Origin of the sequence: Sporolactobacillus sp. STSJ-5, assembly GCF_024385605.1 — a bacterium.
Classification (GTDB): Bacteria; Bacillota; Bacilli; order Bacillales; family Sporolactobacillaceae; genus Sporolactobacillus.
Window position 1 is genome coordinate 388,025 of record NZ_JANFOJ010000001.1, and the last position, 18,195, is coordinate 406,219.

Consider the following 18,195-nt stretch of genomic DNA (forward strand, 5'->3'; position numbering starts at 1 on the left):
GCCTCTTTCATTTTTTGCCATCAAGAGCGAATGTTTTAACTGCAGAAACGATTTCATCCGTTTCAATATAGTCTACCGAAACTTTGTCCCCAACCTTCATAAAGACGCTGTATGGATTTTGACCAGAGGTTACAGTGAAAATCTTTTCGCTGCCGTCAATCATAAATTGGATCACGGTCTGATGTGAATCGTTATCCTGATATTTGTAGACTTGTGTAACTTCGCCACTCAATTTCTTAATCAGTGCTTTGTTTGTCGGTGTTGCGCTGTCGCCGCCTAATTTTGTAGCAACAGCATATTTATAGTTATCAAATAGGCTGCGCTTATCGGTCTCCGCACTGTAGACATTCTCATTTTTCGCATGAATCAGCATCAGTTCACGCAGAACATTGTTGCTATCCATCAAAGGGACCACCCATGTTTCCTGTCCGTAAATCGTATAGAGATTTGGAATACCCGCCTCATACTTATTCTGTTTAAACGTCTTCTCCGCAACATTCATCGCGGATTTCCCATTTAGCAAGCCGTTCGCACTTGAATAATAAGTAATTCTTCCGGTCCGTGTATTCAGCATGGAATAACCGACCATCGCGCCGCTTCCGGACTTTGGTCGTGTAAAATCGGTGAACCAGTTCAATTGAAGCGCGTGATCGAACACGCCGTTCACTTCATCAGAATGCGACCATTCTGTCGGCCGCTTGATATCTTCCTGCGCAAACAGCTTATTCCAGAAGCCATGCACATTCTCTCCATACCAGTCGTTCCATTGTTCAGCAACATTTGAAGGGATTGCCTGATCAATGAACAAAGGCAGTTTGTCAATCGAATAGTGACGCATGTTCCCTGTTTTCGGATCAACAACAATGACTCCTTTAATATCCGGTATTTGTCGCAATTTTTCATAATAGCCATAGGCAACGACATAATAAGGTTTACCTGTTTCATCCGGTTCGAAACTTGGACGGAATAAAATCGGCTCTGCATACTTGCTGCGCACGAGTCGCTTCAAATTCTCAGAAAAGTAGGCGGACGGTACAAATTTCATCTCTTTTTTAATCAGCGAAGCATTCGCATTTTCATCCTCAGCACTCATCCGAATGTATCCGGGAACGCGATGACTCTTCATCCATTTAAAAAATCCGCTGTACTCAATTGGTGTGACCCAATAAAGATGTCCGTCTATTTTTTGCAACGATGTATGACCGAGCTCATAATAGGAAACATGTGCGAGCTCGCCTAACACTTTTTCACTTTTATAACGTGCATATTTTTCCGGAACGACAGGAATATGCTGCTCATTCATTGATGGCGCCGCGTGGTTTACCACCGTTGTTTTTGCAGCAGCAAAATCATATTTCGCCTTGGTTACGGTGAACGGATAAATAAAGTGCAGGAAGCAGAAAAACAAAAGCATCAGTATTCCTGCAAATACATTGATTGAGATCAGACGCTCCTTTGAATAGACAAGATCAAAAACCAGAAATAGCCCCCAAAAAAGCGATCCGTAGCTTAAGAACGCCTGCCACGTATGATCAATCAGCCCGAAGTAGGAAAGAATGAATAAAATGATCAAACTCGCCATCACCCGAGCCGCTTGAATCGACAGAAATACTTTGCTTTTAATTTTTTTCTTCCACACAAATGGATTTAAGGTTAATGCAAGTAAACTGAATAAGTAAATCATAAGTTCCCCCGTCTCTGATCTGTATCAGTCGACCGCTCATTCACCGGCGACCCTTCGTTACATTTATTGTAACGTACTTAAAGGACCACATGCCATATCTGATTTTATATTCATCATGATGCTGCCTAATCCCTTTATGAAACCGCTAAAAAATGTGCTAAAATAAGTAAAAAAACATAGATAAGGATGATATTAATGTGTGAGGCATCAGATTGCATTTTCTGCAAAATCATTAATGGAGAAATTCCAAGTGCAAAGGTATACGAAGATGATGATGTATTTGCATTCCTCGATTTGGGGCAAGTAACTAAGGGCCATACGCTGATCATTCCTAAAGAACATCGAAAGGATATTTTTCATTTGGAACCTGAAATTGCTGAGAAGTTATTCAGCAAAGTACCGATCATTGCTAAAGCCATTCAAAATGCCTTTCATCCGGTCGGTATGAATGTATTGAATAATAATAGCGAGCTTGCCGGTCAAAGCGTGTTTCACTACCATCTGCATCTCATCCCTCGTTACGGAAAAGATGATACATTCTCATTCAGCTTCCAGTCGCACATGGATGACTATTCAAATGAAGCGCGTGCAGAAATTGCTCAAGCGATTGCAAAAGAAATTAATTAATTTATGTAAAAATTTCAGTATTTAAATTGCATTTTCCTGACATTACGTGTATATTATTGAATACACCTTGCAGCAGGCCGTTGGGGCACTGCTGAAGGAAACATCAGCTCAGTTGAGGAGAGATCAGCGTGAAACTTAAGAATTTGATTATTGTTGCTCTATTGCTTGCCATTGGAACGGTATTACATGCAGTATTCCCGGGAATTATCTTTGGAATGAAATCCGATTTGGGACTTGTAATGCTTTTCTTATCTCTTTTTCTTTTCGCCGATATCAAAACCTTTGTCATTATCGGACTTGTCGACGGTATTTTAGCAGGATTGACTACATCGATGCCTGGAGGATTCTTTCCAAACGTGATTGATAAATTAGTGACTTCAACCGTTGTATTTTTAGTCATTTATTTATTTGCTCATTACTTTCAAGCAAAGGGCAAATACGTCTTTGGTGTCGTCTTAGCAGGTCTTGGTACTGTGCTCAGTGGAACTATATTCTTGACTATGGCTATTCTTGTTGCAGGTATGAATTCGGCAGCATTCGGTGCATTGTTTATCACTATGGTGCTCCCGACTGCACTTGCCAACTTGGTTCTGTTCGCTGTCCTCTATCCAATTATCGTCAAAATTGGCGAACGGAGCGGATTTCTAAAAACGTTACCAAAACCGACGCTTCATTAAAAAATATTGAAAACTCCGATTCTGTTTAGAATTGGAGTTTTTTTGTTCTTTGAATATATGCTTTCAAGTGATAAGCAGCGACAGCTGGGGTATAATAGAAGTAATCACGAACGTATACTTTAATTGAAGAGGTGAATAAAATGGGAAAATTTTTCTCGTACACGATTGGAGCAATTGTCGGTGGAGTAGTCGGCGGCACGATTGTTCTCCTGACAACGCCTAAAAAAGGTGAAGAAATTCGAAGCGACATAAAAGAAAAGGCAGCCTCTATTCAGCAGCCGTTAAAAGACGCGGCAAATAACTTAAGCTTAGTTAAAGATCGCGTTATTGCTTTGAAGGATGACAGCGTTCCGGTTCTTAAATCGGCAGTCTCGGATATTGGCAATCTTTTGCAAGAATGGAAAGACGATGTCCAACCTTATCTAACGAAAATCAAGAACAACGTCGTTCAATTGGAAGCAGCAAAAGAAAAGCTGACTAACAAATTGACGGAGCATTCTCCGGAGAAAAAACCGGGTGAAGAAGAGACACCGCCATCACTGTAATGGCCATTTATTTTTGAACTCTAAACGAGGATTAATGCTAAAAAGGCTGGTGCAAATAGCACCAGCCTTTTTTCTGATCTGTAGATTAATTTTTGTATGTCAAAACGCCCAGACACCATTTCGGAAAACCGGCTCCCATTCGCCTTCTGCATTTTCGCCATCAATATCTAATTGATCGGAGCCGACCATAAAATCAACATGAATCAAGCTGTCATTCGCTCCATGCTTTTTCAATTCTTCCGCCGACATTTCCGTTCCACCATCGAGGCAAGTCGGATAGGCTTTTCCAATTGCCAAATGGCAGGATGCATTTTCGTCATAAAGTGTCGTAAAGAAAACAAGACCTGACTTTGAGATCGGCGAATCATTAGGAACAAGCGCAACTTCCCCTAAAAAATGTGAGCCTTCATCTGTGTCAATCATGTGATTGATCAGCTCCTCGCCCTCTTTGGCATTCACGCGCGTAATACGTCCATTCTCAAAAGTGACCGATAACTTCTCAATCAATTTACCGCCGTAAACAAGCGGACGAGTCGCCATAACTGTACCATTAACTCCATTTTTTACAGGCAATGTATAAACTTCTTCAGTTGGAATATTAGGAACAAAAGGAGTTCCCGAACTGTTCACTGCTGCTCCCCCGTCCCAGTGATAATCAGGATCGAACTCGATCTCTAAATCTGTGCCTGGAGCTTTATAATGCAGCCTTTTATATTTTTTCTTATTTAGAAAAGAAACCTTATTAGCAAGTGTCTTCTTGTGATCCTCCCAAGCTTGTACCGGATCATCACAATCCACACGTGTCATTTTGAAAATAACTTCCCATAAGTCGGCAACCGCAAGCTCTCTGATTTTGCCGGGGAACAGTTTCTTCGCCCATTCAACGGTTGGAAAGATTAAAATGGTCCAGCTGACACGGTCGGACATACGATAATCATAATAGGTGTTTAATGCGCGCCACATCGTTTCTTGGTCAAGCGCCGCCTTTTTCGGATCAATACCGTCCATCATACCAATTCCTGTTGTCCGGATGTCAATACAAGCAGCCCCCCTCTTGACCAAGTCCTCAAGCTTGTTGGCTTTCCAAACCGGATATTCGCTGATCACTGTCTCCGATGCATGCTTGAGCCGCAAATGATCCAGTTTATCGTCCGTCCAGTTAAAGAACACGCGTTTCGCTCCGGCCTCATATGCTTTTTCCGTTACAATGCGTACAAGCTCGCCTGCATCAATTGGTGCCTTGATCAGTACTTCCTGTCCTTTCTGAACATTTGCGCCTACTTTTACAGCCAATTCCGCATATTTTTCGAGTTTTTGAGCAAAGGTTTTCAAATCGAGTGCCCCCCGTCTAATTTGCAATGAACAAATTTTTCTTACCAAGTCTATTCTAACACTTGGCAAGGGTATAAATGCAAACGTTACCAATAATTGAAGAAAACTTTTCTTAGTTCATCTGGTGAACACTGAATGTTACATCATTTTTAGCTAAATTAATCGTCTGTGCACGCAGGTAGAGACCCTTCTGCACTTGAACATCCGTTAAATTAATATAAATTTGCCGCTTGTTCGGTTGAATAGCTACCCATTTTGGAAATTTTGATCCGCTTTTCAAAAAGCTGAGCACCTGCTTGTCCGGAAGAGGAATACTGCCCAATTTAACATCAGTTTCTTTCAGCACAATATCACCATTAGATACTGAAGGTGTGAAGGTCAAGGAAAACGGAATCGCAGTAAATAAGAGCTTATACTTACCGTTCAAAACAACCTGATCGCCAATATCAATATGATAGGTGAGCCTGTTATTTCCATTAGAATCAATTTGATCATTGATCATATTCTCCAGCTGCTGCTTGTTCGCCTGCACGGAAAAAATAGCTTTTCCTTCGGTGCGATCCGTTTGCGGTGTCGGACTGTCTGTTGCAGAAAAACCATTTGTCAGCATGCCAAGTACAGCAATCACCAAGGCTAATTCAATCACAAGTAATGATAATAAAGCGATTTTCCATAAATTTTTCTTTTTCTTGGGATAAGTTGCAGCGTTCACGTTTCTTTTCCCTCTCCTTTACACACCTATATAGGTACCAGTACATGCAAGATTTTTTACCTATTTAAACAAGCCAATAGTTTATTTATTATAACGCAATTTTCGACTCATGCGAAATATGCTGAAACAAGTACATAATTTCGGCACGCTGCAACCAGTGAATTCATGTAGAAGGAATCATCAATAACTCGACAATGGGGGCAAGTTTCAGTTAGAATGAACAGTGTCGCAAACAGATGGTAACCGTATTTGATAAAATTGCCGATTGCGACGGATAACCGCGCGCAACTACGAAATACTGTTGTAATGTGGAACAATATAAAATAGGAGTGGACGTAGTGAAGAAATTAATGATGATTCTGGCCGCTGTTATCGTTCTCGCAAGTCTCGCAGCCTGCGGGAACGGCGGAGATAACGCCGCAGTAGTGAAAACGAAAAGCGGTAATATTACAAAAGAAGAATTTTACAATGAATTGAAAAAGACCAATGGAGAAGCTGTCCTTCAAAATATGGTTTACGAAAAGCTCTTGGAAAAGAAATATAATGTATCCAAGAAGGCTGTTGACGCGAAATATGATCAAGTTCGCAAGACGTTCTCATCGGAAGACCAATTCAAGCAGGCGCTAACACAGAACAGTCTGACTGAAACTACGTTCAGACGCCAAATTAAAGACTCCCTAATGATGACGAAGGCTCAGCAGGACGGCATCAAGGTTACAGACAAAGCACTTAAGGATTACTATAATAAGAACAAGACAACATTGACAGAACTTAAAGCGAGCCACATTCTCGTTAAATCAAAGAAAACCGCACAATCCATTCAAAAGAAATTAAAGGATGGAGCAGATTTTGCTAAATTGGCGAAACAATATTCAACGGATACAGGCTCTAAAGATAAGGGCGGCGAGCTTGGCTGGTTCAAACAATCAACTATGGTTGCCGAATTCAGCAATGCAGCAATGAAACTGAAAGTCGGCGAAATCAGCCCGCTTGTATATTCGAGCACGGACGGCGGCTATCACATTATCAAGCTTGAGGGCAAAAAAGATTCGTATAACGATCTGAAATCCTCAGTAAAAGAAGCTTACCTTGCAAGCAAAGAAAAATCTCAAGATACGGTAATCAAGAACTTGATTAAGAATGCTGATGTTCAAGTGAAGGACAAGGCTTTCAAAGATCTTTTCAATTCAACCTCAACCTCAACGACAACGCAGCAATAACACGAACAGAGAAGAACACGAATCGGAGCACCTATCCGATTCGTGTTTTTTTTGCCTTGAGTCACTAATTTTCAAGGATCGAAGCTAGGAAAATCAATTGTCCATCTTCAATAAGGTTGCAAATAATTGATAACTGGTCACTTTTGATTGATCAAGATGAATTCCTGCAGGAGTTTCTTGATTTGCTGTAAAAGTTACGACATATTCGTTTTCCTTATTGGGTGCAATATGATCTTCAATGAGAATTGTGGTGATCACCCGATTAAATAAAATGAATCCTCCAGGACCATTCCATATGACAATAGCCGAACTGGAATCTGCTTTCTCAGTGATAAGTGTATTGCCCGAAGCGTCTTTCCTCCAAATTTGAATAAGAGCAGGTACGCATATGGAAATAGAAGCGGACAAACTGCTCATCCTATTTAATGGTATTGTGCCTGTAGGACGCCACTCAATAACCGCATTAAGCCAAACTGTTTCTTCATCAGTTGTACCGTCCACCCTAAGTTCACTAATCACATGATCGTCACAAAACGGAACAGCATCCGGTTTTTTGTATTGTCTTCTTTTTTTATCGCCATCTTTGTCCGATCCGAAGCCTGCCCCCTTATTATTAGAATCATCCATATCAGTCACTTCCTTATCTGTTTACTGCCTCTCTTATATTCTATTTTTCTGCAGTATCGTTGCATGGACCGATAACGGAAGTAATTCACACATTTTTTTCCAATAGTTTTTTGTTCTATTATGGTTGGCCGGTTCAGAGTAATTTTAGGCATTCTTAGTTATGCAAAAAAAATCCGAAAGCCTGTTCAAGACATGGCTCTCGGATCTTTACGGTTGCGGCGCCGCTCTTTCTCGGCGTCCATTCGTTTCATGTACACATTACCTTGCTCTTCGACCCACTCTTCATCGACTTCTTTATCCTGCTTGGATAAATTAAATGCTTGATAACCGCTGAATATTATACCGGCTACAACCAGATATACCCACCAAGCTACGCTTTCCAGCATGTTGATCACGGGATCAATCATTCCGAACTGCTGCATTAAAAAAAGGATGAATAGCGCAGCAACGATAAATAATGAACGTTTAGCCTGCTTCATGTTTCCGCCTCCCAGCTAGCTACTCGAGCGTTGTCCCAATTTTTACTTGCAATGTAGCCTATGCGAAGAAACGGAAAATTAGACCTTAGCTGTTCTCTTGAAATGGAGGCTGCAATTCATCTTCAGTATCGCTGGTATCAAATGACGGTCTGTAAAGCGTTCGATTGTTCATGGCAAAGATACGTTCTGAAAATTCGCCAGGACGTGTTTTACGTACAGCACGGGTCATCACGTTTATTTTAGCGTCCATGTCATCAAGGATATGGAGAATTTCAGCTTCCTTGAACATCGGCGGTTTTGGACTGCCCCATTCCGGATTTTCATGATGACTCAGCACCATATGCTTAAGAAGCAAAACCTCTTCCTTATCACCAATACCGAGTTCATCTGCTGTTTCGCCAATATTGGCGACCATAATCGAGATATGACCAAGCAGATTTCCAGGGAGTGTGTAGCTGGTCGCAGTCACTCCGGACAACTCCTCAAGCTTCCCCATATCATGGATGATAATGCCCGCGTACAATAAATCTTTATCAATTTCAGGATAGAGATTGACAACCGCCTTCGCCATATCCAGCATGCAGCACACATGGTAGGCAAGCCCTGAAAGAAAATTATGATGGATACTTACTGCAGCAGGATATTCGAAAAAGTCATGATGATGTTTCTTTAAAAGAGCTCGTGTCAGGCGCTGTATTACCGGATTCTTGATTTCAAATAAGTATTGTGTAATCTTCTCATTAAGTTCCTCAATCGATAACGGAGCCGACATCACAAGTTCTGCCTTGTTCACCTGATCATGTTCTGTAGCTGGACGGATTGTACGGATTTTGAATTGATTTCTGCCTCTGAATGTCGTGATGTCTCCTTCAGCCAGCACCACAGCGCCAGTAACGTAGTTCGCTTCATCTTCCGCCGTGCTGCCCCACAGCTTGGATTCGATATCTCCTGTTTTGTCCTGCAAGTATATCGTAAGAAAAGGTTTGCCGTTGCTGGCCAATCCCTTGGTCACGCTCTTTATCAACAGGAATTCATGAACATGCTCGCCTTCTTTATAAAACGCGATTCCCTTCACCATGAACCCTTCCCTTCAAATAACCTTAGTTTAAAATGTCCTTTTAAAATAAGGTAAGTATAAGACAATAATCAATCTTTCTCATTCAATGTATCTGATCCATTGTCCGGTTTTTCCTTAGGCGGAGCCGGTAAAGTCATTTCAAATACGACGCCGTCCTCAGTATTAGCAACATGAATGACTCCATGATGATTATGAATGATTCGTTTAACAATTGCCAGCCCTAATCCAAATTGTCCTTTTTCTCCCTTTTGGAAAGGCTGGAACATAGCCTTACGTTCATGCTCCGGAATTTCCGGCCCATCATTCTTAACATTGATCAGAGACCTGTATCTGCTGCTTCCGTCAGCATCAATCCATATATTATTCTTCGCATAACGCAGTGCATTTTCTACTAAGTTTTCCAGTACGGTCTGCATTTGCTCTTGATCAGCGTAGATCAGTGTATCCTCGCCGCCAACATGGATTTCAATATCTGCCCGCTGAGTAATGAATCGCTCACGCACTAAATCTGCCAAATCACCAAAGCGAATAAGTGAATAGCGCATTTGCTTATCTCCGAGTGAATCAAATCGGGTAAAATAGAGCAGCTTGCGCACCCGTTTCTCCATCTGCTGAGATTCTTTGATAATAATATCCATCGAATCATTTAGACCGCCATTGGGGTAGATACCGTCTTTAACAGATTGCGCGTAACTTTGAACTATCATGATTGGCGTTTTCAATTCGTGAGATGCCTGCTGAAGAAATACTTTCTGGGATTGATCATACTTAATCAGGTTGAGCCGCATTTCTTCAAATTGAGCAGAAAGGCGTTCATATTCCACATCGCCTTTCCATTCGAACGGCTTTTCCCAATTTAAACGTGAAATTTCTTTAAATCGTCTGCCTAGTATATCAAGCGGCCGTTTGATATAACGTGCCAGCCAAAATGCAAGAAATAGGCTGAGGATACTCGCCATCGCAAACGTAAAGATCAAGCGGCTCCATAAATTGTTTCTTAATTCATTGTTGTAGGTATCTCGCATATAGGAAATCAGATAACTGTCAGATGATCGTCTGACGACTATATAAAATGTCGAATCATTTTGCTTCAACTCATATCGGGCTAACACACTTTTCTGATGTCTAATTTGCCCTTTCATTTGCTTCAAAATGCTACCGTCAGATGGGAGAATTCCAACCAAGGTTTGAAATTTTTTATTGACCAACACGGTCCAAACAGATCTTGTCGAGTCGTAATTATGAATACTTGTGCCAGGATTATCTACTCCATAGCCTCCGACAATCCCTTGAAAATTAAGCAATTGCTGCACTTCAATGGTTCGGAACGTATTTTCCTTGAGCGTATTTTGTATGGTATAGGGGTAGACACTGAGAATAATCAGTCCGATCACGCACTCAAGAAACGCGAATGAGAGCCAGATCCGTTTTGTCAACGTCATTTTAAATGGCAATCTCATGAGACAATCCTATACCCGGAACCATAGACCGTTTCAAGTGACAAACGCCCCATCTTTCGGCGGATGCGGCGTACCACATCATCTACCGCACGATCCGATCCGACATAATCGCCGCCCCATACCTCGGTCAGAATATCTTGACGTGATTTGGCGACATTGACGTTCTCCACTAAATAGAGCAGCACATCAAATTCTTTCGTCGTGAGCTCAATCATCTGATTCTCCTCATCAAACACTTTGCGACGAACAACATCGAGCTGATATTTAGAGATCACCATCCGATTCTCATGGATACCTGCGCCGTACACACGATGCAGCAATTTTTTAACACGAATAACCAGTTCTTTTGGCAAAAATGGCTTTGCTAAATAGTCGTCGCTGCCAAGCTCCAGTCCCAGAATTTTGTCTAGATCCTGATCCCTTGCCGAAATAAAAATAACCGGCTGTTCCGAATGGTTTTCTTTTATTTTTTTTATCAAATCATACCCTGACATACCGGGCAGCATGATGTCCAAAATCCAGAGATGGACACCGTTATGCATATAGTCCAATGCCTCTTCAGCCGTATGGAAAACAGATACATTCCAGCCTTCATTTTCCATGTAAGCTTTGAGAATGGACGCTAAGCTTTCTTCATCTTCAACAAGATTAATTTTAAAGAGTGTTTCATTCATTGTGAAATCATCCTTATACGATTCATATTGTATCTCTTAAATTATAGCATGCACGAATTGCCATAAAGATAAATGAAACAAATTCCATAATGTTTGATTATTTTTGCGAAGCAGATATCCGCTCCTGCTGATCCGACAGATTAAGTACTGCTTCAGGATGCTTATGAAGATAGACACTGTCATGACAGGTCAGCACAATAACCTGTCGTTCCTGGGCAACTTTATTAAGTAGAGTGTACACCGTTTCTGAACGCTTTCGATCAAAATTTACAAATCCGTCATCAATAATCATTGGCAAGGTTTCATAACCGCTAAAGATCCGCATCAGAGCAAGCCGTAATGAAAGATAGAGCTGTTCTGCTGTTCCACGGCTCAACTGAGAGGCAAGAAGCGTAAGACCGTCTGAGTCTTCAACGATGAATCCATCGTCACTGAGCAAAATTTTCTTATATCGCCCTGCGGTTACTGAACAGAAATAGTCCGCAGCCTCTCGGAGCACGCGCGGTAGACGTTGTTCACGATATTGTTCCTTTGCCTCACGAATCGCCCATAGTGCCGTTTGATACGCTGACCATTCCTTAGCTTTAATACCGGTTTCTGTCAAAAGTTCATGATACCGATCAAGAGTATCTCGATAGGAATCATTTTTTTCCAAGACCAAACATTGCGCTCGATCATCTGCCAGCTGGTCGCGAACACGTTTCAATTCGGATTCATACGCAGCAATACGATCTTTGAACTCCTGTTCGGTCAATCCTTCCCATTTATGATTTTCCACATAAGACACATAAACCTCAATTTGCTCGTCCGAACCGGTCAGCTCAAGCAACTGCATTCTGCTCGTCTCCAGCTGTTTATTAATGGACTTGCGGCGTTCTTCTTTTTCTACTGCCTCATAAAACTGTTTTTCATTGTCAACATGTGTCTCTGTAAACAATGCCTTTTGATCATTTTCGAGTGCCGTAATTCGGCTTACATAGCGTTCTCGTTGCTTCTTATAAATCTGGCGCTGTTTCTCTAAATCTTCCCAGCGTCGCTTCTGCTCCATCTGCTCTTGGCAGCAATGCTCTAAATAATTTGCATCAGCACCAGCACTGCCCATTTTCTCTGCCAACAGTCCGGTCTCCCGTTCGAAGCCCTCGTGAAGAACAATCAATCGCTGCAGTTTAGCTTCGAGCACATCGAGTTTTTGACAAAGCTCTTGTGCGGTGTTCACCAGCCTGACTTTATCCTCAACGCCTGTCAAATCATCCACGAAATAGCCGCGTTCCTGTAACCATGACTTGATGCCGTCCTCTTGTACATCACATGACTGCGTACATGCCTTCTGCTGATCGGTTAACTGTCCAACATCTGCTTTTGCCAGACTGAGTTGTTGTTCCAGCAATGCACGTTCAGCGGAGAGTCTGTCGTCTTCTGCATAAGTCCGTCTATCTGCTTCCCCATCATGGATACGAGGAGCAAAGAAAATGCTTCCAATGGCGATCGCCCCTAATAAAAGTACCGGTACTCCCGCAAACGGTGTTATTGCAATTGAAGAAAAAACAGCAAATATAACGGACAGAATGATTAATCCAATGATCAGCACTCGCGATTGCAAGGGATGGGCCGCAACCTTAGCGCTTGATTTTCTTTCTGAAAAAGCATGTTTCACATCAATTGTTCTCAGCTGTTTTTCCAAGGTTTCTTTTTTCTCTAGTGCTGCTTTCAAATCACGTGCCAAGTCGCGACGCTCATCTACGAGCTTTTTCCAAATACTGAGCTTTTCTTTTAATTGTTCGCCAAGCGTTGCTTCAGACGATGCTTTGCGAATGACGCCCAGTGTCCATCCCGCACCCAGAAGGTCACAGATTCGTCGTATAGCAACTCGTTGCTGGTCGATCTCGTCTTCAATACGATGTCTTTCTTTTTCATTTTGTTGATCATCGGCAGCTTTGCTAAATAACCGTTGAAGCGCCGGCTCTTGCTCCTTCCACCGCTCATCCACATGAATGAATTTGCCTGATTCAACCAACTTTCCGAGTTGTTCGTCCAGCTCACTAATCTCATTTTTAAGTGATCGAAGCAGTTTACACGAATCATCATAATGTTCTTTCACATTTTGCGGGAAAGACTGCTCAGGTCCCATGCATTGGCGCTCATGATTCAGTGCACGATACGTATTAATCAGCGGAAGAGCAGCCGAAAATGATGTCCACAATTGGTATTCGTGCTGCACCTTTTTCTTTTTAAGTTCCAACTGCTTCAATTGTTCTTTTCCATCATGCACGCTGTTTTGAAGCTGCTGATAGCTGTCCAGCTTCTTCTCCCATTCCCTTAGCTGGGCGGAACAATTATTCAATTCAGCGAACAGGCGATTGATTTGTGGTTTTTTACCGCTCTTCTTAAACAAATCGGCGCACTGTTTTTCCAATTTTTGTTCCAGTTTTCCCAATGTCCCGCTGCCAATCATCCCTGCTCCAAGCAGCAGATCATTCATATCTGCGGGATTCATCTTATCAATGTTTCGGAGTCCATCCAAATCAAAACAAAAAACACTCTCGTAAAGGAGTCTGTTTGTGCTATGCAAAAATTCGTTTAGATCCGCAGACTCACCGTTTTCCGTACTAAAGCTCAGCTCTTCTTGACCGTCAAGGGTCCGTTCAAGCCGATACGTTTTGCCGTTGTCCGCCGTAAATGCTAATGAACCGCCGATCGATCCGGAACGATTTTTTCCGTTCCATTTCTCGAGTAGCTTCTTTGAAGGAAAGCCAAATAACTGGCTCAAAATAAACGCCATAATCGTTGACTTTCCTGATTCATTTTCTCCATAAATCATCGTAATCGGTGCTTGCGGCAATTCTATTTTCTTTTCTTCAAAACGGCCGAAGTGATGAACGGTCAGCGTCTTCAATTTCATCGTCATGGCGAGATCTCTCTGGAAAACTCGCCGCACCTCCCCCCAGAGCCGTCATTCGTTTTTTTCCAAGCTTGCTCCCGTTAATGCATCTGCAAGCAATTGTTCACTTTTTCTGCGAATCCATTCTTGATCTTCCTCAGACAGGCGTTCAAGATAACGTCGCCCTGAGTGGTGACCGTAAAGTACCTCGGTCGCTTGCTGTACACTGTCCCCTTCTTCTATATAACGAAATAAATCGCCAAGAAAGTGAGGACTGCTCAAAATCTGCTGCTTGTCCCAATGACTGCGGAACTCACAAGCATCCGGAACGAGCCAGATAAAGTCCCTTAATTCCTTCTCATCCTCGTTAAGTGCGTCAATGAGCTCATGAAGCAGTTCTTCTGTCTCACTGCTTTGCATTTCAGGACCTGTAAAAGAAAAACGCAGACGGATAAACGCTCCTGCTTGCTTCTTTCGTTCCTTTTCTTTGAGCGCATTTATGGTCGTTTCCAATTGATCGGCTGTCACTGTTCCTGAAAAATTGAGTTCACTGCGTCGCCATTCTATATCCGAAGTGGGGAGAAATCGGACCTGCACACCGTGCGGATCCAATTCAACCATTGACGCGCCTTTAGGACCAAGTTCAGATTCTTTGAAGGATAGTCCTTGGATATCGCCTGGATACCAAGCCGGTACCGGGGATAATAATTGCTGCCTCTTATGAATATGTCCAAGCGCCCAATACTGAAATCCTTGTTTTTCCAGCTCGCTTATTGAAAAAGGCGCGTAGTTGCTGTCATCCGTCCCTGAGTGCGGCTCTCCATGGAGAATAGCAATGTGATAATCCGCATTCCCGCTTCTTTCATAATACGGAATCATGTCTTGTTTAATCCAGCGCTGATGATAGCTGAACCCGTACAGTTTGACCGTTTGTCCGCCTGCGCATGTCACCGACATGGCGGAAGGAGTCTCGGGAAAAACATGCACATTATCTGGAAGGCTCAGATGACCCCATGCTTTATTAACAAAATCGTGATTGCCATAAATAAGGTAAACAGGAATCGATGCTTCATTTAATCGTTTCATTTCACGTACAAATGCACGCTGTGCTTTAATACTGCGATGACTGTTATCGAAAATATCTCCGGCGATGATCATAAAGTCAGGCCGTTCATGGAGTGCGGTACTCGTGAGGTGATTGAGCGCGGTAAATGTACTCTCAGCTGAGCGACGGCGAAGCGGCTCAGGGAGCTGCGTTAAACCGTCGAAGGGGCGGTCAAGATGCAAATCAGCCGCATGAATAAATCGAATCATAGGATTCCTCCTTCCAGACACGTTTATTAATTTTATTTTACCATAACCGATCACACGTTCTCAATCATCAGAACGATCAATTGAACATTGCGCCAAAAAATCAAAAAAAAATCAAAAAGCAGCCTATTCAGGCTGCTTTGTAAAAAACATTTGTTAATTTAGGTATGTTGAAACTTCAGTGTTGTTTATTCGTTCATTTATTGCAACACAAATGTCCACAAAGCAAACTTTAATGGACACGAATTTGTTTACGTAATACTTCTTTTACCATGTACGCCACACCGTCCATGTCGTTCGAACGGGTAACCCAATCTGCTTTATTCTTTACTTCAGCCGGTGCATTTCTCATCGCCACGCCAAGACCGCATTTCTCAATCATCTCGGCATCATCGAAACCGTCGCCCACGGCGACGATTTCATTAAGCGGAATACCGAGCTGCCCGGCAAAGAACAAAAGCCCATTAAACTTGGAAGTGCCTTGTCGAACCAGTGTCAGACTGTCCTGCTCAGTTCTCTGCACTTCCAGCGATGGGAAGTAGTCGTTCATTGCCTTTTCAAGGTCATCCATGACCTTCTTATCATCCAATTTTACTTTAACGTCTGTCGCCCCTTCATAATTTTCAAGCAAATATTGACTGAGCGAATCAACATAAGTTACTGGATAAAAAAGCGGTTCGTTCATCCCAATTGTCATTTTTGCGATCAAATTTTTTTGATTAGGACGATTACTGATCGATAATCGCTCATGTGACATCTGAATTTGACAAGGGTAGGTTTCGAGAAATTCAGCGAGCTGCATCAGCACACTATGATCAATTTTACTTGTGTAGACCGGGTCATCAATAGATGACGATACAAAAGCACCGTTATGTGTGATGATCGGCTGCGAGAGCCGCAATGCCCTTGCGACTTTTGCTGCAGAATGAAAATGGCGTTCAGATACTAACGTGACAACAACACCTTTTTTTTGCGCATACTGAATGGCATCCTTTGTTTGACGATCAAGCCTATTGTTGCTGCTCAATAGGGTACCATCGATGTCCAGTGCAAGTAAGCGATATACCAAGGTTATCCCCCTCTTCGGAATCCAAATCAGTACTTATTCCTTTGAAAAGCTTATGAAAGGAGAATACAAAATAGAACCAGGCATTAGACCGTGCACAAGCCAAAGTCAAGCTAACCAAACGAAGAAAAGAGAACGGCAGAAGCCGTTCCCTTTTTATCATCTATTCATTTCATTCAAATTACTTTTGATAGCCGCCAAATTGAGACTGGGCTTGTTGTACCAAACGTTTTGTAATTTCTCCACCTACGGAACCATTTGCTCTTGATGTTGTGTCTGGTCCAAGGTTTACGCCGAATTCGCGTGCAATTTCTTCTTTCATTTGATTAACTGCTTGCTGTACACCTGGCACTACTAACTGATTTGAATTTGCCATGTGTTTCACCTCCCTTATAAGCCTATTGTGCTCTGCGATGGATTTCTATATTCGAAAAGCGGCATGGAAATTTTTAGGCAAATAAAGTGATGAGGAAGCACGCAGAACAAATCAAACGACTTGAGTCAGTTTTCCGGTCTTCGGGTCCATGACTAGGCCAACAACCGGTGTATGTTCAGGTAGGAGCGGATGATTCTTAACAATCGATACACTCTTCTTCACTTCATCTTCTACGGATTGAAAACCATTCAGCCACTGATTTAAGTCAATCGCAACTTCATTAAATTTCTGATCAGCGACTCCGCGCTGCTTGATATCGTTAATCATCTTTTCTGCATGCAAGCCATGCATGCCGCAGTCCGTATGTCCGATAATATAGACAGCTTCCGATTCAAGCTCATACAGTGAAACAAGGATGCTTTTCATTGTATTGCTATATGGAGATTCCACCATTCCGCCTGCAGACTTCAGCATAATCGCATCGCCATTTTTCACATTCAACGCCTTTGGCAGCAATTCAATGAGCCTGCAATCCATGCAGGACACAATGGTCATCTTCTTTATTGGGCGACTCGGTGCTTCAAAAGGCCGATACGCTTCATCTTTAACAAATTGTTGGTTAAAATCAAGCATTTCTTTCAGCTGCGACATAATTCATTTCCCCCAAGTCAAGTATAAATGTCACAGTTAATCATAAAAGAAAATGATCTATGAATCCAATATTGTGACTTGAAAAAGCAAAAAAACCGTCTCCCTCAATGGGAAACGGTTTTTTTAATGGTTAATCACAGCTTAGTAACGTTAGCTGCTTGAGGTCCACGGTTGCCTTCGACAACTTCGAATTCAACGGCTTGACCTTCGTCAAGAGTCTTGAATCCGTCAGTTTGGATCGCGCTGAAGTGCACGAATACGTCGTTTTCGCCTGGAACTTCGATGAAACCGAAGCCTTTGTCGCTGTTAAACCATTTAACTGTACCTGTTTTCAAAAAGAAAACCTCCTAATAATAAGTGGATGTTCAATGTACTTGAACGCACTTTAAAAAATTTAATATATGCGTATGTTTTATCCGGCGTACCTTATCCTTGCAGCTGCAGATATTAAATCATTCACCAACAAGGGTCTTCCCGCAAAAATAAAAAATTCACATATTATAAAAAGTATCAATAAAAAAGTACAAACACATTGATAATCCTTTTATAACACGTGAATTATAAATGTTACCTTTTATCATACATACATAATCATAAAATTAGACCTAACAAAAAGAGTAAAAACATCAATCGGCTTTTCCGACGCCGAAACAACGAAAGCCCTACCTCTCTTCCATCCTTACGGTTCCTCTGACCGAGCCAGTATGATTCAGCGCAAGATCAATCTGCTTTTCATACAATCTGTTGCACAGTATTGACAAGAACACAATCCTATATTCAAAAAAACAATCAGTAATT

18 protein-coding genes are annotated in these 18,195 nt (G+C 42.1%); 4 read left to right on the forward strand and 14 right to left on the reverse strand.

Features of this window, described 5'->3' with window-relative positions; all coding sequences use genetic code 11:
* Positions 1-7 precede the first annotated feature (7 nt).
* The gene (locus NOM01_RS01920; protein ID WP_255745911.1) at positions 8-1,684 is read right to left on the reverse strand and encodes a hypothetical protein; all 1,677 of its coding nucleotides are present in this window, start codon (positions 1,682-1,684) and stop codon (positions 8-10) included.
* Between the two features lie 195 nt (positions 1,685-1,879).
* Between NOM01_RS01920 and NOM01_RS01925 the strand changes: the two genes are divergently transcribed.
* The 3 genes from NOM01_RS01925 to NOM01_RS01935 all read left to right on the forward strand — a co-directional run bounded on the left by NOM01_RS01925 (position 1,880) and on the right by NOM01_RS01935 (position 3,533).
* Positions 1,880-2,311 (forward strand): HIT family protein, encoded by a 432-nt coding sequence (locus tag NOM01_RS01925; RefSeq protein ID WP_255745913.1) that lies wholly within the window; start codon positions 1,880-1,882, stop codon positions 2,309-2,311.
* Positions 2,312-2,439: 128 nt separating this feature from the next.
* Complete coding sequence (locus NOM01_RS01930; RefSeq protein WP_255745915.1) at positions 2,440-2,988, forward strand: tryptophan transporter; 549 nt, start codon at positions 2,440-2,442, stop codon at positions 2,986-2,988.
* Between the two features lie 140 nt (positions 2,989-3,128).
* Positions 3,129-3,533, forward strand: a complete 405-nt coding sequence (locus NOM01_RS01935) for a YtxH domain-containing protein (protein WP_255745917.1) — start codon at positions 3,129-3,131, stop codon at positions 3,531-3,533.
* A 99-nt stretch (positions 3,534-3,632) separates the two neighbouring features.
* On the opposite strand, the gene NOM01_RS01940 is transcribed toward NOM01_RS01935, so the two are convergent.
* Together NOM01_RS01940 and NOM01_RS01945 are read right to left on the reverse strand one after the other, a co-directional pair.
* Positions 3,633-4,865 (reverse strand): aminopeptidase, encoded by a 1,233-nt coding sequence (locus tag NOM01_RS01940; protein WP_255745919.1) that lies wholly within the window; start codon positions 4,863-4,865, stop codon positions 3,633-3,635.
* A 112-nt stretch (positions 4,866-4,977) separates the two neighbouring features.
* Positions 4,978-5,577 (reverse strand): YpmS family protein, encoded by a 600-nt coding sequence (locus tag NOM01_RS01945; RefSeq protein WP_255745921.1) that lies wholly within the window; start codon positions 5,575-5,577, stop codon positions 4,978-4,980.
* Positions 5,578-5,915: 338 nt separating this feature from the next.
* Here NOM01_RS01945 and NOM01_RS01950 point away from each other — a divergent pair, with 338 nt between their 5' ends.
* Positions 5,916-6,797 carry a peptidylprolyl isomerase gene (locus tag NOM01_RS01950; protein WP_255745924.1) on the forward strand — a complete coding sequence of 294 codons (882 nt, stop codon included), beginning with the start codon at positions 5,916-5,918 and terminating at the stop codon, positions 6,795-6,797.
* A 93-nt stretch (positions 6,798-6,890) separates the two neighbouring features.
* Here the strand turns inward: NOM01_RS01950 and NOM01_RS01955 are convergent, their stop codons facing one another.
* From NOM01_RS01955 to NOM01_RS02005, 11 genes are all read right to left on the reverse strand, one after another.
* The gene (locus NOM01_RS01955; protein WP_255745925.1) at positions 6,891-7,424 is read right to left on the reverse strand and encodes a hypothetical protein; all 534 of its coding nucleotides are present in this window, start codon (positions 7,422-7,424) and stop codon (positions 6,891-6,893) included.
* A 185-nt stretch (positions 7,425-7,609) separates the two neighbouring features.
* Positions 7,610-7,903, reverse strand: coding sequence for a sporulation YhaL family protein (locus NOM01_RS01960; RefSeq protein ID WP_370645899.1), 294 nt, complete (start codon positions 7,901-7,903; stop codon positions 7,610-7,612).
* A gap of 85 nt (positions 7,904-7,988) precedes the next feature.
* Positions 7,989-8,981 (reverse strand): 3'-5' exoribonuclease YhaM, encoded by a 993-nt coding sequence (yhaM, locus tag NOM01_RS01965; RefSeq protein ID WP_255745927.1) that lies wholly within the window; start codon positions 8,979-8,981, stop codon positions 7,989-7,991.
* A 68-nt stretch (positions 8,982-9,049) separates the two neighbouring features.
* Positions 9,050-10,441, reverse strand: coding sequence for a HAMP domain-containing sensor histidine kinase (locus NOM01_RS01970; protein ID WP_255745929.1), 1,392 nt, complete (start codon positions 10,439-10,441; stop codon positions 9,050-9,052).
* Complete coding sequence (locus NOM01_RS01975) at positions 10,438-11,115, reverse strand: response regulator transcription factor (protein ID WP_255745931.1); 678 nt, start codon at positions 11,113-11,115, stop codon at positions 10,438-10,440. Before NOM01_RS01975 ends, NOM01_RS01970 begins: the two co-directional genes overlap by 4 nt.
* 97 nt (positions 11,116-11,212) lie before the next feature.
* Complete coding sequence (locus tag NOM01_RS01980; RefSeq protein ID WP_255745933.1) at positions 11,213-14,020, reverse strand: ATP-binding protein; 2,808 nt, start codon at positions 14,018-14,020, stop codon at positions 11,213-11,215.
* A 45-nt stretch (positions 14,021-14,065) separates the two neighbouring features.
* Positions 14,066-15,307, reverse strand: coding sequence for a metallophosphoesterase family protein (locus NOM01_RS01985; RefSeq protein WP_255745935.1), 1,242 nt, complete (start codon positions 15,305-15,307; stop codon positions 14,066-14,068).
* A 229-nt stretch (positions 15,308-15,536) separates the two neighbouring features.
* Positions 15,537-16,373 (reverse strand): HAD family hydrolase, encoded by an 837-nt coding sequence (locus tag NOM01_RS01990; RefSeq protein ID WP_255745936.1) that lies wholly within the window; start codon positions 16,371-16,373, stop codon positions 15,537-15,539.
* A 178-nt stretch (positions 16,374-16,551) separates the two neighbouring features.
* The gene (locus tag NOM01_RS01995) at positions 16,552-16,746 is read right to left on the reverse strand and encodes an alpha/beta-type small acid-soluble spore protein (protein WP_253059171.1); all 195 of its coding nucleotides are present in this window, start codon (positions 16,744-16,746) and stop codon (positions 16,552-16,554) included.
* Positions 16,747-16,857: 111 nt separating this feature from the next.
* Positions 16,858-17,397 carry a beta-class carbonic anhydrase gene (locus tag NOM01_RS02000; RefSeq protein ID WP_255745939.1) on the reverse strand — a complete coding sequence of 180 codons (540 nt, stop codon included), beginning with the start codon at positions 17,395-17,397 and terminating at the stop codon, positions 16,858-16,860.
* A gap of 134 nt (positions 17,398-17,531) precedes the next feature.
* Positions 17,532-17,732 (reverse strand): cold-shock protein, encoded by a 201-nt coding sequence (locus NOM01_RS02005; protein WP_023511572.1) that lies wholly within the window; start codon positions 17,730-17,732, stop codon positions 17,532-17,534.
* Positions 17,733-18,195: the final 463 nt, after the last annotated feature.